The sequence below is a fragment of the Brevundimonas sp. TWP3-1-2b1 genome (assembly GCF_049896165.1).
Lineage (GTDB): Bacteria > Pseudomonadota > Alphaproteobacteria > Caulobacterales > Caulobacteraceae > Brevundimonas > Brevundimonas subvibrioides_B.
On record NZ_JAFCTT010000006.1, the window covers coordinates 36,605 to 51,524 of the forward strand.

Consider the following 14,920-nt stretch of genomic DNA (forward strand, 5'->3'; position numbering starts at 1 on the left):
AACTGCGGCCCCCGGCTGGACGATCAGGATCACAACATTCCGAAACGGCGGATTGCGCCCCGGCGCGGGCTCCGCTATCGAGCCTGCCTGCCGGAGACGTGGCCGAGTGGCTGAAGGCAACGGTTTGCTAAATCGTCATACCCTGTAAGGGGTATCGAGGGTTCGAATCCCTCCGTCTCCGCCAGCAACTTATCAATAACTTCACGGTCCCATTAGGTACTGTGAAGTTATTGATGGTGACGATCATCAGAAAATCTCAGTCTCTAATGTCCTTAGAGCAGCGAAATTTCGGCATTTTACTTCAGGGAAATCTCTAGTTCTTATTCGCGTTAATTTAGTGCCCACATTTCCGCGGCCTACAGCGAAAATAGTACTGGCTATTCGAATCTTATTCGCACCCTGCGGATCAATAGATCCAGAAGACCTCGTCGTCCTCGGTCCAGCCGACAACGACGTGGCCTCTTTCCCCGATGTCGCCGACCCACCGATACCGGACCATCTCGCCTCCGGTGACTGACCAGCGCTCGACCGGTGCGAAGACGTGTCCGGGCCGTACGCCCCATGACGGGGCTGTCTCGCCGCCCGAGGCGATGATCTCGGACGCCAGCAGGCTGTCAGGCAGATCGGCGTCAGCGCGGCCAAAGGCGCGGCGCAAGAGGGCGGTCCGGGCGTCCTCGGCCATCAGGGGCTGGGTCAGATAGGTCGAGCCGGGGGCGAGCCCCTCGGCTATGGCGAGTGCCAGGTCCTCCAGCGGCGGCTCCCCGTCCTCGTCGGTGTTGCAGACAGCCAGAACCTGGATGCCCGATCCGCCGAACGCCATCGTCTGGGAGACGAACCCGGGCACCGACCCGGTGTGGTGGTGGAGCGCCTGGCCGCGACACCGCTCCAGAAAGACCCCGGCTCCGTAAGGCGCGGCGCGGCCGGTGCGGAGGCTCCCGGGCTGCCAGGCCAGGGCTGTGGTCTGAGGTGACATCAGGGTCGAGGCAGCGAGGGCCCGACACCAGGGGGCCCAGTCCAGAGCGCTGAACAGGACGCCGCCGTCGGCCGCGCGGCTCATCTCGTCCTCCATCTGGTCCGCCTTGGACAGTGTTGCGCCATTCAGGGTGAAACCCTGAGCGCGGGCGGCGATGTCGGTCGCGGTCGCGTCCGGGCGCGCAAAGCGAAGGCCGGCGGGGGCGAAGACGCGTTCGCGCACATAGTCGGCATAGGTCATTCCACTGACCGCCTCGATCAGCCAGCCGAGTACGAAATAGTTGGTGTTGGAATAGGCCCAGGCCTCGCCGGGCTCGAAGTCGCGGCCCTCTGACACCGCATCGAAGATCATCCGGCGGCTGACCGGTTCGGACCAGTCCTCCACTTGATCCAGATAGTCGGGCAGGCCCGTGGTCTGGTGCAGCAGGTTCGCGATCGGCGTCTGGGCCAACACGGAGGGCAGACCCGTCACATGGGCGCCAAGCCGATCGCCCAGGGCGATCCTGCCCGCCTGCACAAGTTGAAGCACCGCTACGCCCGTGATGAATTTGCCGTTCGAGCCGATGTGGAACAGGGTTTCTGGCGTAACAGGTCGGCGCGGGGAGCGTCGGGCGTCGCCCCAGGCAAAGACCCCGGCGGGCTCACCGTGGCGGGCAGCCACGACCACCCCGCCGACGCTTCCGGAGCCGTCCACAAGCGCGCCGAGCGTCGCGGCCAGGCTTTCGGGCAAGGGCGGCGGGGATCCGTCGCCCGCCGGCCCCAACTGCGGTTCCGACGCCGCCTCCTCGCCACAGCCTGCGAGGCCCATCCCCACAAGCGCCGCTCCCATCAGTCCACGTCGGTTCAGCATGTGTTTCCCCTGCCTGTGCGGGGGAAGGAACGCCGCCTTGCAGCGACGGTCAATGCGACGAGTTCTGACGGCGTCGTGGTTTGGCCCGGGCGGAAGGTTGGACTTTGAAGCGATGTTGAAGAGCGGATATTCCGCGCCGACGCTGCGAGTCAGACCCGGTCATTGCCGCCCTGCCCGCTTTTCGCCTAAGCGCCAGTTCCGGAAATAGTGCCGCGAGCCGGCTAACAATCCAACCCAAACAGCATCCGGAATCTTACCGAACGGCGTTTGGCATATCTTAGGTAAATCTACCTACCTTGCGAGGTGAGCAAAATGCTCTCGGACGCCAAAAAGGCTCCGAAACCTTGGAATGGGAAACATCGTTATGGCGCTGAACAGCGTGAACACGAACTCTGGGGCGTTAGTGGCATTGCAGAACCTGCAAACCACCAGGGCTCAGCTTGATACGGTGCAAAACCGGATCAATACGGGGAAGAAGGTCAATACGGCCAAGGACAACGGCGCTATCTGGGCTATCGCCCAGGGCCAGCGCGGTGAGATCAGTGCCCTGGGCGCCGTCAAGGACAGCCTGGATCGCGGTTCGTCCGTCGCCGACGTTTCCATTGCTGCCGGTGAATCCGTCTCCGACCTGCTGGTCCAGCTGAAGGAAAAGGCCCTGTCGGCGACTGACAAGTCGCTGTCCACGGCCTCGCGCAAGGCCTTGAACGAAGACTTCAAGTCCATCCGCGACCAGATCGCCACGGTGGTCTCCAATGCTAAGTTCAACGGCGTGAACATGCTGGACAACTCGACCGGCACCAACGGCTTCAAGGCTCTGTCGAACACGGCCGGCTCCACCATCAAGGTGGCGCCCGAAAATCTGTCGCTGGGCGGCGCCAATGTGACCTTGGCCGCGACCGCGACCATCGGCACCTCGACCCTGGCGACAACCGCTCTGACGGCAATCAACGCTTCGATCGACAACGTCTCGTCCGCCCTGGCTCGCCTGGGCACCGGCGCCAAGTCGCTGGACACGCACCGCACCTTCGTCGGCAAGCTCTCCGACGCTCTGGAGAACGGCGTGGGCAACCTGGTCGATGCGGATCTGGCCAAGGAAAGCGCGCGACTGCAGTCGCTGCAAACCAAGCAACAGCTGGGTGTGCAGGCTCTGTCGATCGCCAACTCCTCGACCTCGATCCTGCTCGGCCTGTTCAAATAGACGGCCACGGCGGCGGGGCTTCGGTCCTGCCGCCAACCGCGCCTCGTACTCGCCGCCCAGATCGTCGACACCTTCGGCGGTCTCGGCCCAAAACAGCCGATTTGCAGACTGATCCTGAGCGCTGCATCCGGAATGCAGGTTTGGGGCAAACAGCCACGCTCGATGTCGGGCTGAGGCGGCGGCCCGTCTTCTCCATTACCATTCGCCTTGCACACGGCGTGTTGATCGGAGCGCAAGGCGGGACCCCACCCGGTATGAAATATCATATTGAATGAGCTTAATATCTTGGGGCGAGACCGGGTCCCGAGAGACGCCAGTCAGTATGCGCGCCAACGTGTTTTTATATAGCGAATTCAACCGCCCAGGCTGCCTGTCGATGGGGTCCGATTTCGACGCCGATCCACACCTGTCCTACGGCTTCGTCGAGAAATGCGGCCTGCGCTGCAACTATCACGGCTGGGCCTACAACGAGGCCGGTCAATGCGTTGAGATGCCCTACGAGGATACCGTCGCCGCCAAGGACAAGGACAAGGACAAGGTCCGCATCACGGCCTATCCGGTGAAAGAACACGCCGGAATGCTGTGGACCTATATGGGGCCCCTTCCCGCGCCGGAATTGCCGAACTGGGAGCCGTTCACCTGGACCAATGGTTTCACCCAGATCATCATTTCCGAGATCCCGTGCAACTGGTTGCAGTGCCAGGAGAACTCCATCGACCCGGTGAATTTCGAGTGGCTGCATACCAACTGGTCGCGCCGCCAGACCGACGCCATGGCCGAGTTGGGACCCAAACATCTGCAGGTCGCCTTCGACGAATTCGACTACGGCCTGATCTACCGCCGCCAGCGCGAGGACCTGCCCGAGGACCACACCATGTGGACCGTGGGCCGGGTCTGCTTGCTGCCCAACTGCTTCTTCCTCGGCGACCATTTCGAATGGCGCGTGCCGATCGACGATGAGAACACACTCAGCATCTCCTGGGTTTTCACGCGCGTCCCGACCGACGCCGAACCCTATCGCCAGGACGTCATCCCCACCTGGCACGGCCCCATCAAGGATGCCGAGACCGGCCGCTGGATCAGCACCCACGTCATGAATCAGGATTTCATCGCCTGGGTGGGACAGGGCACGATCGCCGACCGCAGCAAGGAAAAGCTGGGGCTTTCGGATCGGGGCATCCAGATGCTGCGCAAGCAGTTGATGGCCGACATGGACGCGGTCGAAGCCGGCCTGGATCCAAAGAGCGTCATCCGCGATCCTGAGGTCGCGGCCTTCGTCACCCTGCCGATCGCCGAACGCGACGTCCTGATCGACGGGATTTCGCTGGAGGAGATGAGGTCGCACCCGATCCTGGGCCGTCACCTGGAACGTTTCATGTTCCAGGCCGGACAGCCACCCGCGGTGTGGAACGCCTATTGCGACGCCATGGGCATTCCGGGGGCCAAGGCGGTTGATGACAGCGTCGTCATCACCATCTGACGAAGGGTCAAATCATGTCGCATGCCGTCCTCAGCAACGAACAGTCCAGCCAGCTTCAGGCGCTGTACGACGAGATGCGCCCGGCCAGTCTGACGCCGCTTTGGGAGGTGCTGGCCTCGCTTGTGACGCCACAGCCGACCTCGCCTGTGGTGGCGCACAAATGGTCCTATGACGCCGCGCGCGACTATCTGATGCGCGCCGGCGACCTGATCAGCGCTGCCCAGGCCGAGCGCCGCGTTCTGATCCTTGAAAACCCCGGCCTGCCCGGAGCGTCGCGCATCACCACCAGCCTGTACGCGGGCCTGCAGTTGATCCTCCCGGGCGAGGTCGCGCCCTGCCACCGCCACACCCAGTGCGCGCTTCGCTTCGTGATGGAAGGTGAAGGGGCCTTTACCGCCGTCGATGGCGAAAAGGCGATCATGCGCCCCTTTGATCTGGTTCTGACGCCGGGTGGGCAGTGGCACGATCACGGCAATCCGACCGACAGCCCGATGATCTGGCTGGATGGCCTGGACATCCCGACCGTCAGCCATTTCGACGCCAGCTTTTCCGAAAAGCTCGGCGCCGACGCACACCCCGAGACCGTCCCGCCCGGCGACACCTCCAGCCGTTAAGGCCACAATCTGCGGCCTCTGCGCGGGAGCGCGGCGGATCGGCGCCCACAGCATCAGCCCCTGTTCCACTACCCCTATGCCGAATGGCGACCGGCCCTGGACCGCCTCGCCAGTTCGGCGGTGCCAGATCCGCATCTGGGCCATGCGCTGGAGTTCACCAACCCGGCCGACGGCGGGTCGATCATGCCGACCATCTCGGCCCACGTCCGCCTGCTGCCTGCCGGGTTCGAGACGAAGACCCGACGATCCACCGACGCCAGCATCTATGTCGTCGTCGAGGGATCCGGGACGGCCTGGCTGGACGACAAGCCCATGCCCCTCGTCCGTCGCGACGTATTGGTCGTGCCGTCCTGGACGGCGCTAAGGTTCCAGGCCGAAGACACCCTGGTCCTGTTCGGCTACTCCGACCGGGCCTGCCAGGAAAAACTGAACCTCTTCAGGGAAGAAAACGCGTGACCTTGACCTTCGAGCCGGCCCCCACCGTTCTGGCGCCGACCACTAACGGCGAGAGCTTCCCTGTCCGTCGCCTGTTCTGCATCGGCCGCAACTATGCCGCCCACGCCCGCGAAATGGGCAAGGATCCCGACCGCGAACCGCCCTTCTTCTTCACCAGCTGGGCCGAGACCGTCGTCCCGGACGGCAGCATTATCGCCTATCCGCAGGCGACCTCGGATTATCAGCACGAGATCGAGCTGGTCATCGCCATCGGCAAGTCGGGCCGCGAGGTCTACGAGGCAGACGCCCTGGACCTGGTCTATGGTTACGCCATCGGCCCCGACATGACCCGCCGCGACCTGCAGTTCGCGGCCCGAGACACCGGCCGCCCCTGGGACGCCAGCAAGAACGTCGAGGAGTCCAAGCCGCTGGGACCGATCCATACGGCTGCCGGGTTCGATGCATCGAAGGGCGCCATCACCCTGACCGTCAATGGCGTGACCAGACAGACCGGCGACCTGGCCGACCTGATCTGGTCAGTGCCCGAGGTGATCGCCCACCTGTCCAGATTCTATCGCCTCGAGCCCGGCGACCTGATCTATACGGGGACACCGGCGGGGGTCGGGCCCGTGGTTCAGGGCGATACCTTGGTCGGCGCGATCGACGGGCTTGGCACGCTTACGGTCACCGTCGGCCCGGCCCGCCACTGAGACCCTGACGATGATCCTGCACGGCTATTTCCGTTCATCGGCCGCCTGGCGGGTCCGTATCACGCTGCATCTCAAGGGTCTGACCGTCGAGCATCGCTATCAGCACCTGCGCAAGGGCGAACAGCTGTCGCCCGAGTATCTGGCGGTCAATCCCCAGGGGCTGCTGCCGAGTCTGATCCTGGACGACGGCGCGGTCCTGACCCAGTCCCTGGCCATCTGCGAGTATCTGGACGAGCAGTATCCCGATCCGGCCGTGCTGCCCTCCGACCCGGTCATGCGCGCCAGGGTTCGCGCCTTCGCCCAGGTCATCGCCTGCGACATTCACCCGGTACAGAACCTGCGGGTGCTGAAGGCCCTTCAGGCGCGCGGCCAGACACCGGACGACACCAACGGCTGGGCCCGGGACGTCATCGGCGGCGGCTTCGATGCGCTGGAGACGCTCGTGGCCGGGCAGGTGCGGCCCTATGCGTTCGGCGATACGCCCACCCTCGCCGACATCTGCCTGGTGCCCCAGATGGCGAACGCCCGCCGCTTCGGCGTCGAGTTACGCTGGCCCCGCCTCGCGGCGATCGAGGCCGCCTGCCTGGCCCTTCCCGCCTTCGCCGAGACCCATCCCGACCTGCAACCGGACGCGGAATAGGGTCGCCACCATGAAGGTCGTCGTCGTCGGAGCCGGACACGCTGGTGGGTCCGTCGCGTCCCTGTTGAAGGCCTCTGGCTTCGAGGGCGAGATCGTCCTGATCGGCGATGAGCCGGTCGCCCCCCTATCAGCGCCCACCCCGGATCGGAATGACACGTCGAAAGCCACCCTCCACCGGGCCGATGACGATCGGAGTGGCCAGGTCGATATGGACGGTGAAGACAGGACCGGTCGGCCGCGTCGTTTCCCCCGCTTCGGCCGCCATGATGTCGCCCTTTCCAAAACGGATCGGCGTCCAGTTGCACAGACGTATGATAATTGATCAAGAACTGGCTGCACGGGAGGCTGACAGGGCCTGATGGAGTCCGCTGGACCAGATCCCAATCAGGATATCGAGCTCAAGGCTCCGACAGCGCCATTCAGCCAACCACTGCGGCCCAGGCGTTCGCCGCACCGCCCCGGAAAAGCCGGAGGGTCGGTCTGCTGACCAGATGGCGTTGACTGTCGGAGGTTCTACCGATCGCTGTTTCGCCTGACGGCGCCGTCCGCACAGAGCATGGGACGGCCGCCTTGCGACGGCTCAAGGCCGGGCGGTACTAGATTTCGGGCTCACTACGCAGATTGGCCCGGACGACGCCGAGGAACGCCTCTGCGAGGCGATCAGGGCCGGAGTTGGCCGAGGTCGCGAAGCCGTATTCATGGCGGATGCCGGGCGTGAACCGCCGCAGGACCGTGCCCTCCCGGACATAGGCCTTCGCCAGCCTCTCGTTGACGATGGCGACGCCGACGCCGCGAGACGCGAGCGCACAGGCCGAGGCGATCGTATGGGTCTCGACCTTGACCCTCGGCACCACGCCGGCGTCGGCAAAGGCGGCCTCGACCTGGGCGCGGAAACGCTGGCCCTGGCCCAGCAGGATCAGCGGCACGCCGCGCATATCCGCCGCCGCGACCGTCTCCTGTGCCGCCAGCGGGTGGCCGACCGGCAGGACGCAGGCGCTCTCGCTGACCAGCACCGTCTCGGTCCGCAGGTCGGCGCGATTGTGCGGCAGTTTGACGAAGCCGGCGTTCACCGTCCGCGACGCGATCATCGCCTTGGCGACCTCGACGCCATGGGAATCGATCGACACATGCACCTGGGGGTACTGCTCCAGAAAGCGCTCGATCATGTCGGGCAGGATCGCTTCGAGGAAACTGGGCGGGGCGACGAGGCGCAGGTGGCCGACGCGAAAGTCCGAGATGTCGCGGGCCAGCGACTGCACGCGATCGACGTTGTCGAGCGCGCGTTCCACCTCCTGATGCAACAGCAGTCCGTCGGCGGTCAGCATCAGCCGTCCGCGATCGCGATGGAACAGTTCGAACCCCACGTCGCGTTCGAGCTGGGCCAGCAACCGGCTCGCGGCGGGCTGGCTCAGCCCCTGGGCGCGCGCCGCGCCGGTCACCGAGCCCAGCCGGACGATCGCGTTGAAGATCCGGAGCGCTCTCAGCCGGATCGTCTGACGGCCGTCGGCGTCCGGCGTCATGGCATGACCCTAGGCGATCGGCCGGATCGGAAGCACGATATGCGACGGGGTGTCAGGCCCGAAATGCACGGCGCAGGTCGCAGCGACAGGGTCGCTGGCCTCGCCGGCCGGGACACCCGTGCCCGGGTTGACGTCGAAATGAGGGAAGTTGCTGGCCGAAACGTCCAGCCGGATCCGATGACCGGCCGCGAACAGGTTGGACGTCGGGAAGGCCTTGATGTCGACGCCATACACTTCCCCCGGCCGCATCGGATGCGCGGCCTCGAACCCGTCGCGGAAGCGTAGGCGCAGCACGCCATGGGTCAAGTTCAGGGCGTATCCCTCGGGATAGTCGGCATTGGGCGGATAGACATCGACCAGTTTGATCATGACGTCGCAGTCCAGGGCGCTCGCGGAAATCCACAGCCGGGCGGACACCGGCCCGGTGACCTCCACCGCCTGGGTCAGAACCTCGGTCTGGAAGGTGACGACGTCGTCGCGGTCCGCGAGCGCCCTGCCCGGCATGGAGGCCCCGTACAGGTCGAAGGTCTCCCGCTGGTCGAAGCCCCCCGCCTCCATCAGGGGCGCGCCCGAGGCGATGGCGCCGCCGATGGTGGGAACGGGATTGTCCGGATCGTGCCGCCAGGAGCGCTCGCCCGCCTCGGGGATCGCGCGCGACAGACCTCCGTCGCCCGAGAGGTGGAAGGCCGTGGCCTCGACGGCGGGCGGCGGCCAGTCCGCCTCGTCGCGCCAGCGCCCGCCATGATCGAGTCGATCCTCCGCCGTGCGACGGCCGGTCCCGCCGCCCATGACGAACAGCCGGACCGGCGACGACAGCGGGTCCGCGACCGCAGGGTTCCGGCGCAGGTGGCGGTCGAACCAGTCGAGGCGCAGACGCAGGTAGTCATCCGCCAGATGACCGTCCAGCGTCGCCTCCGGCCCGAAATCGACGTCTCCTGCGAAGGTCACCGACCGCTGCCCATGGGTCCACGGCCCCATCACCAGCCGCACCGGGCCCGCCTTCATGCGGCTGAGAGCGGCGAAATTCTCGGTCGCCGCGAGCGCATAGGGATCGTACCAGCTGCTCATGAACACCATCGGCGCGTCGGTGAACCGCTGGTAGTGGGCGGAGGCGCAAAGGTCGGGTTGCGTCCAGAACGGACCGAAGGTCTCGCGCGCCCACATCTGCACGACGAAGTCTTCGTATTCCGGGGCGGCGGTCAGGGGAGAATGGCCGGGCAGCCAGGGATTCACCCGCACCCACACGCCGATGTCCTCAGCCTCCAGCGCAGCCCTGCGCGCCGGATCGGCGGCGGTCGCCGGCGCCTGCAGCGCGTGTTTGTAGGCCCAGGTCAGTTGCTTGAGCTCGAAGGCCCCGCCCTGGCGGATGCCGCTGTGATAGCCGCTGGAGAACCCGCCTGAATCCATGAACATCGCGGCCAGTGCCGGATGGCCCAGCGCCGCCACGGCCGCCTGGACGTGAGCGGAATAGGACAGGCCGGTCATGCCGATCCGCCCGTCGCACCAAGGCTGGTCCACGATCCAGCTCAGGGTGTCGTAGCCGTCGTCGGCCTCGTTCAGGTATTTGGAGAAGACGCCCTCGGAGGCCGAACGCCCCCGGCAGTCCTGAAGCACGTAGGCGTATCCGGCGCCCGCGAAGTCGGCCGCGACCTCGGGCTTGGAACGCGGCGTCGGATCGGCGGCCGTCCGGTCGGCGTGGTTCGTTCCCCGCTTGTCGTAAGGCGTCCGCTCCAGAATGACGCTGAACGGACCCGCGCCGGCCGGCAGATAGATGTCTGCGGCCAGACGCACGCCGTCACGCATCGACGCCATGACGTCGCGCAGGACAACGATGTCCTCACCCGGTCGGGGGTGGGGCGCCGCGCTCATGGAATCGCCGGCGCGGCGATGGCGGGCGGCGGCAGCCTGTAGGTCGCGGGCGCGCCCGGACCGACCGGCAGCGACAGGGACACCCACAGGGTCACCAGCGCGATCCCGGCCAGGCCGAAGGCGATACTGTAGGGCAGCATCAGGGCGATCATCGAACCGATGCCGAAATCGGGCTTCCACCTCTGGCTGATGATCAGCACCAGCGGGAAGTTGCTGGCCAGCGGCGTGACGATGTTGAAGATCGAGTCGCCCATCCGGTAAGCGGCCGTGGTCATCTCCGGCGAGACGCCCAGCAGCATCATCATGGGCACGACGACGGGCGCCATCGCGCTCCACTTGGCCGAGGCCGAACCGATCACCAGATCCAGACCGGACGACATGCCCAGCAAGGACACCAGCAGCAGCGGCTTGGGCATGGACAGGGCGGTCAGCGCCTCGGCCCCCCGGACCGCCAGCACCGGCCCCAGGTTCGACCAGGAGAACATGGCGACGAAGTGGGCGGCGAAGAAGGCCAGCACGATATAGGGGGCGATGTCGCGCATCCCCTCCCCCATCATCCGGACGAGGGTGCGGTGGCTGGCAATGGTCCCCGCGGCCGCGCCATAGGCCCAGCCGCAGCCGAGGAACAGCATCATGAAGGCCGCCACCAGGGCTCCGTAGAAGGGCGCCAGTCGCCGGGGTCCGACCGCCTCGGCATCGATCAGCGGCGCTCCGGGCCACAGGGTCAGGGCGGCGAACAGACCCACGACCGCCAAGGCAACCAGACCGGCCAGCATCAGGCCCTTCCGCTGCCGCGCATCGAGCACGCCCATGTCATCGGCCTCGGCGACGCCTTCCGGCAGCTGACCCGACCATTTGCCGAGGCGCGGCTCGATGATCCGGTCCGTCACGAACCAGGCGATGGGGGTGAACAGAACGCCGATGGCCAGGGTAAACCACCAGTTCCCCAGCGGATTGACGCCATAGCTCGGGTCGATCAGCTGCGCGGCCGGCGCCGTGATGCCGAGCATCAGCAGGTCGAACTGCCCGGGGATGATGTTGCCGGCGAAAGCGCCTGAAATTCCGGCATAGGCGATCGCCACGCCCGCCAGCGGATGCCGTCCCGCCCGCGCGAACACCAGCGCCGTCAGGGGGATCAGAACCACATAGGCCGCGTCGGCCGCATGGTGCGAGAACAGGCCGATGATGAAGACTGCCGGACTCAGGAAGCGCGTCGGCAGATGGCGCACGCCTCCGCCCAGCAGCGCCGCGAACAGGCCCGACCGCTCGGCCACTGCCGCACCCAGCATGACCACCAGCACCAGACCCAGGGGCGGGAACCGCGTCAGCGTCTCGGGCATGTCGACGAAGAGTCTGGCGACGTTCTCCGACGACAGCAGGCTCTGGGTGGCCAGCCGGTCGCCGGTCACCGGATTGACCGCGCTCCAGCCCGAACCCGCCGCGAAGACGGACACGATGACCAGCACCCCGATACATCCCGCCAGGATGAAGACCGGGTCGGGCAAGGCGTTGCCCAGCCGCTCGACCCGGTCCAGCCATCCCCGACGCGCCGTCGGGGATGGGCCATTCATGTCGGTCATGCCGGAACCTGGGTTCTAGAACTGGAGCCCGAGACGAATGTAGGCGCTGCGACCCCGGGCGTCATAGGTGTAGATGTCGTAGTTGATCGGCGCGTTTGCATAGGAAGCGGGCGGTTGTTCGTCGAACAGGTTGTTCACCCCGACCGAGACCGTCGCATCGAACATGTTGAAGGCGTAGCTGCCCTCCAGATCGTTGTAGAAGATGGCGTCGGTCGTCGCGTCCTTGACCGTGTTCACGATGTCGGTGCTCTCACCGATGTAGCGGCCACGCCAGAGGGCGCTCCAGGCGCCGTCGCTCCAGCGCAGCGAACTCTGTCCCTTCCAGTGCGGATAGGTCGAGCGCGCCCGGTCGCCTTTCCCGGCGCGTTCGTCGAGGATGTCGGGACCGCCGGTCGGGTCGGGGCTGACGGTAGTGAATTCATCCAGATACGAGGTGTCGAGGACCGCTGCGAAACGGCCGATGCCGGTGTCGAACTCGTAGCGGATCGTCGCATCGATGCCCGAGGTGCGAATCTCGGAGAGGTTCTGCGACCCCTGGGTCAGTCGGGTCACCGCACCGGTCACCGGGTCACGGGCCACCAGATCGCAGAAGGCGCCCCCGCGCGCCGCACACAGGCCCAGGATCTGGGCCGCAGCCTGGGAGGCGATCGCGTCCTTGATCTTGATGTCATACCAGTCGGCGGTCAGCGTCAGGCCGGGGATGGCGTCGGGCTGGAAGGCGAAGCCGGCGCTGAAGGTGTCAGCCGTTTCCGGCTCCAGCTGGCGGTTGCCGGACGTGGTCCCCGGGATCAGGCCGTTCAGGTTGAAGTTCGCCTGGTTGTAGTTGGCCGGGATGCCGGCGCAGCCCGGCAGGGTCGGACGGGCCGCGGCGCCGCCGTTGCAGGGGTCGATCGCCTGGATGCTGACTTCGCGCCCGCCCTGGAACAGCTCAAGAATCGACGGGGCCCGGAAGCCCTGGGAATAGGTGCCGCGGATCAACAACGGCTCCACCGGCCTCCAGCCCACGCCCGCCTTGATCGTCGTGGCGTCACCCACGGTGTCGTAGTTCGAATAACGGGCCGCCAGGCTCAGATCGAGGCTGTGCGCCATCGGCATGTCGGCCAGCAGCGGAATGGCGACCTCCAGATAGCCTTCGTGCAGACTGTATTCGCCGACCGTCGGCACGCGCGTCTGGGCCGTCGTGGTCGTATAGATGTTCGACAGGAATACGGGCGTCGAGTTGGCATAGGCGTCCGGCGTGTCGGTCGCCTTGTTCTGGCGATATTCGTAGCCCGCCGCCACCGACAGCGGCCCGGCCGGCAACTGGAACAGTTCGCCCGTGATATTGTAGGTCACGTCGAACAGCTCGGTCGAGTTGGACTCCCGCGTGGTGAAGCGGATGGAGTTGGCCATATCGGCCGTCATGGGGCCGAACAGGTTGATCGGCACGCACCCGGCCGAGGCCAGACAGTTGGCCGGATCGCCCAGCCCCCGGAACAGCCGCTCGTAGTTGACGCCGTTCAGGGCCGAGGACTGGATCTCGTTTCGCGACCAGCTGCCGTTCAGGTCCCAGGACCATTCGCGACCGAAGCCGTTGAACGTACCCTCGGCCCCGGCGCCGATGCGCCAGGTCTCGACGTCCTGGATGTTGTCGCGATTGCCGAGGTCGGTCATCACCTTGCGCACCCGCCAGGCCGAGGTCGCAGCGAAGGCCAGCGCATTGGCCGTCGGCACGCCGTTGGCCGTGCCGAACGGGTTGAACGGATGGTTGTTGGCCAGGGAATAGCCCCGGATGGTCCCGGACGTGCCGCCGATATCCAGCAGCACCGGCGAGAACATCTGGTTCGACTGACGCCGGTTGTAGAGACCCTCGATGTGGGCCGAGACATTGTCCGAAAGGTCGGCGCGGAAGCGACCGTACAGGCCGTAGCGCTCGCTGGGTCCCGCCGAATAGATGCCCTGGGCCTGGGTGTTGTAGAAGTCCTCCGGCAGGGTCGCGGTCCGGAAACTGTTGTCCGCCAGGCTGCCCGCGCCGTAGTTGCCGAGGGCGATCTGGGTCGCGGGCGTTCCCGAAGTGGCGAATCCCGTCGCGGTTCCGAAATAGGCGTTGTTCGACAGGCCCGGCAGGATGAACAGGCCGCGCGGGCTGGTGCCCGGGGCAATCAGCGGCACCAGGCTGAGGGTGGTCAGGTCGCGGTCCGACGTCAGGATCTCGTCCTCGCGCGCATAGCTGGCCGAGAGCACCACCGAACTGTTCTCGAACCGGCGGCCCCAGTTGGCGACGGCCGAATACTGCTCGCCATCACCCTCTGACGTGATCCCCGCGCGGGTGTTCAGGCGAAGGCCGTCGAAGTCGCGGATGGTGCGGATATTGACCACCCCGGCGATCGCGTCGGCGCCGTAGATGGCCGAGGCGCCGTCCTTCAGCACTTCGATGCCGTCGATCATCCCCAGCGGAATGGTGTTCAGATCGACGAAGTCACGGAAGCCGCGCTGGCCCACGCCATCGACCCAGCGATGACCGTCCACCAGCACCAGCACCCGGTTGCCGCTGCCCTCGGCCCCGCCTAGGTAGCGCAGGTTGATGGAGGAGGCTCCGTAGGAGGTCCCTTGCGTCCCGTTGCTGTTCAGGCTGACGCCCGCGGACGGCAGACGCTGCAGCAGGTCGCCGACCGACACGGCGCCGGAGTTCTTGATGTCCTCGGCGGTCAGCGTCAGCAGCGGCCCGACCGAGTCGGCGTCGCGTCGCTGGATGCGCGAGCCCGTCACGATGATCTCATCGACCGAGGACGTGTCGTCCTGAGGTGCGACCGGCGTCTGCGCCGCGGCCGGTGATGCGAGCAGGCCGAGTGTCAGCGCCGCCAGCGCCGAGCCGGTCAGGCACAGTGTCCGGATGGAAGTCGTCGTCGCCATAATCATGGTTCCCGTTGTCCTTGCCGTTCCTCGATCGTGGATCGGCCCCCTGGGGGCAACAGTCGCAGCGGGCCCGCCACGTCTGCAACAATATGGCGATTTCGTATCACGTCATGCGCCCGGCGCATGACCTATCGGTCTGCAGTCCTTGAAACGTATG

11 protein-coding genes, 1 tRNA gene and 1 pseudogene are annotated in these 14,920 nt (G+C 66.1%); 8 read left to right on the plus strand and 5 right to left on the minus strand.

Annotated elements, in window-relative coordinates:
* The first annotated feature begins 92 nt into the window (after nt 1-92).
* Nucleotides 93-184: transfer RNA gene (locus tag ACP7AB_RS07220), tRNA-Ser, on the plus strand.
* 222 nt (nt 185-406) lie between these two features.
* On the opposite strand, the gene ACP7AB_RS07225 is transcribed toward ACP7AB_RS07220, so the two are convergent.
* A complete protein-coding gene (locus tag ACP7AB_RS07225; protein WP_425989720.1) occupies nt 407-1,822 on the minus strand; it encodes a serine hydrolase domain-containing protein in 1,416 nt (471 codons plus the stop codon).
* Nucleotides 1,823-2,186: 364 nt separating this feature from the next.
* Between ACP7AB_RS07225 and ACP7AB_RS07230 the strand changes: the two genes are divergently transcribed.
* The 7 genes and pseudogenes from ACP7AB_RS07230 to ACP7AB_RS07260 all read left to right on the plus strand — a co-directional run.
* Nucleotides 2,187-3,020 (plus strand): flagellin, encoded by an 834-nt coding sequence (locus ACP7AB_RS07230; protein WP_425989780.1) that lies wholly within the window; start codon nt 2,187-2,189, stop codon nt 3,018-3,020.
* Nucleotides 3,021-3,342: 322 nt separating this feature from the next.
* Entirely contained in the window at nt 3,343-4,500 is a 1,158-nt protein-coding gene (locus ACP7AB_RS07235; protein WP_425989718.1) for an aromatic ring-hydroxylating dioxygenase subunit alpha, read from the plus strand.
* A 14-nt stretch (nt 4,501-4,514) separates the two neighbouring features.
* Nucleotides 4,515-5,114: a cupin domain-containing protein gene (locus ACP7AB_RS07240; RefSeq protein ID WP_425989716.1), complete on the plus strand. Its 600-nt coding sequence runs from the start codon at nt 4,515-4,517 to the stop codon at nt 5,112-5,114.
* Nucleotides 5,115-5,234: 120 nt separating this feature from the next.
* Nucleotides 5,235-5,570, plus strand: a complete 336-nt coding sequence (locus ACP7AB_RS07245; protein WP_425989715.1) for a hypothetical protein — start codon at nt 5,235-5,237, stop codon at nt 5,568-5,570.
* On the plus strand, nt 5,567-6,259 hold the full coding sequence (locus ACP7AB_RS07250) for a fumarylacetoacetate hydrolase family protein (protein WP_425989713.1): 693 nt from the start codon (nt 5,567-5,569) through the stop codon (nt 6,257-6,259). Before ACP7AB_RS07245 ends, ACP7AB_RS07250 begins: the two co-directional genes overlap by 4 nt.
* 10 nt (nt 6,260-6,269) lie before the next feature.
* Complete coding sequence (gene maiA, locus ACP7AB_RS07255) at nt 6,270-6,899, plus strand: maleylacetoacetate isomerase (RefSeq protein WP_425989711.1); 630 nt, start codon at nt 6,270-6,272, stop codon at nt 6,897-6,899.
* Nucleotides 6,900-6,909: 10 nt separating this feature from the next.
* Nucleotides 6,910-7,039 (plus strand): annotated as a pseudogene (locus tag ACP7AB_RS07260) (FAD-dependent oxidoreductase); the annotation flags it as partial.
* Nucleotides 7,040-7,495: 456 nt separating this feature from the next.
* On the opposite strand, the gene ACP7AB_RS07265 reads toward ACP7AB_RS07260, so the two are convergent.
* From ACP7AB_RS07265 to ACP7AB_RS07280, 4 genes are read right to left on the minus strand one after another with little or no spacing between them, the layout of a single operon-like run.
* Complete coding sequence (locus ACP7AB_RS07265) at nt 7,496-8,419, minus strand: LysR substrate-binding domain-containing protein (RefSeq protein WP_425989709.1); 924 nt, start codon at nt 8,417-8,419, stop codon at nt 7,496-7,498.
* 9 nt (nt 8,420-8,428) lie between these two features.
* Nucleotides 8,429-10,288 (minus strand): CocE/NonD family hydrolase, encoded by a 1,860-nt coding sequence (locus ACP7AB_RS07270; RefSeq protein WP_425989708.1) that lies wholly within the window; start codon nt 10,286-10,288, stop codon nt 8,429-8,431.
* The gene (locus ACP7AB_RS07275) at nt 10,285-11,868 is read right to left on the minus strand and encodes an AbgT family transporter (RefSeq protein WP_425989706.1); all 1,584 of its coding nucleotides are present in this window, start codon (nt 11,866-11,868) and stop codon (nt 10,285-10,287) included. The genes ACP7AB_RS07270 and ACP7AB_RS07275 overlap by 4 nt, the downstream gene beginning before the upstream one ends.
* A 15-nt stretch (nt 11,869-11,883) precedes the next feature.
* A complete protein-coding gene (locus ACP7AB_RS07280) occupies nt 11,884-14,760 on the minus strand; it encodes a TonB-dependent receptor (protein ID WP_425989704.1) in 2,877 nt (958 codons plus the stop codon).
* Nucleotides 14,761-14,920: the final 160 nt, after the last annotated feature.

Excerpts from the sequence above, each read along its gene's own strand:
- ACP7AB_RS07240 (WP_425989716.1), top strand. The coding sequence starts at position 4,515 with ATGTCGCATGCCGTCCTCAGCAACGAACAGTCCAGCCAGCTTCAGGCG.
- ACP7AB_RS07225 (WP_425989720.1), bottom strand. The coding sequence starts at position 1,822 with ATGCTGAACCGACGTGGACTGATGGGAGCGGCGCTTGTGGGGATGGGC.
- ACP7AB_RS07270 (WP_425989708.1), bottom strand. The coding sequence starts at position 10,288 with ATGAGCGCGGCGCCCCACCCCCGACCGGGTGAGGACATCGTTGTCCTG.
- maiA (WP_425989711.1), top strand. The coding sequence starts at position 6,270 with ATGATCCTGCACGGCTATTTCCGTTCATCGGCCGCCTGGCGGGTCCGT.
- ACP7AB_RS07235 (WP_425989718.1), top strand. The coding sequence starts at position 3,343 with ATGCGCGCCAACGTGTTTTTATATAGCGAATTCAACCGCCCAGGCTGC.
- ACP7AB_RS07280 (WP_425989704.1), bottom strand. The coding sequence starts at position 14,760 with ATGGCGACGACGACTTCCATCCGGACACTGTGCCTGACCGGCTCGGCG.
- ACP7AB_RS07265 (WP_425989709.1), bottom strand. The coding sequence starts at position 8,419 with ATGACGCCGGACGCCGACGGCCGTCAGACGATCCGGCTGAGAGCGCTC.
- ACP7AB_RS07230 (WP_425989780.1), top strand. The coding sequence starts at position 2,187 with ATGGCGCTGAACAGCGTGAACACGAACTCTGGGGCGTTAGTGGCATTG.
- ACP7AB_RS07275 (WP_425989706.1), bottom strand. The coding sequence starts at position 11,868 with ATGACCGACATGAATGGCCCATCCCCGACGGCGCGTCGGGGATGGCTG.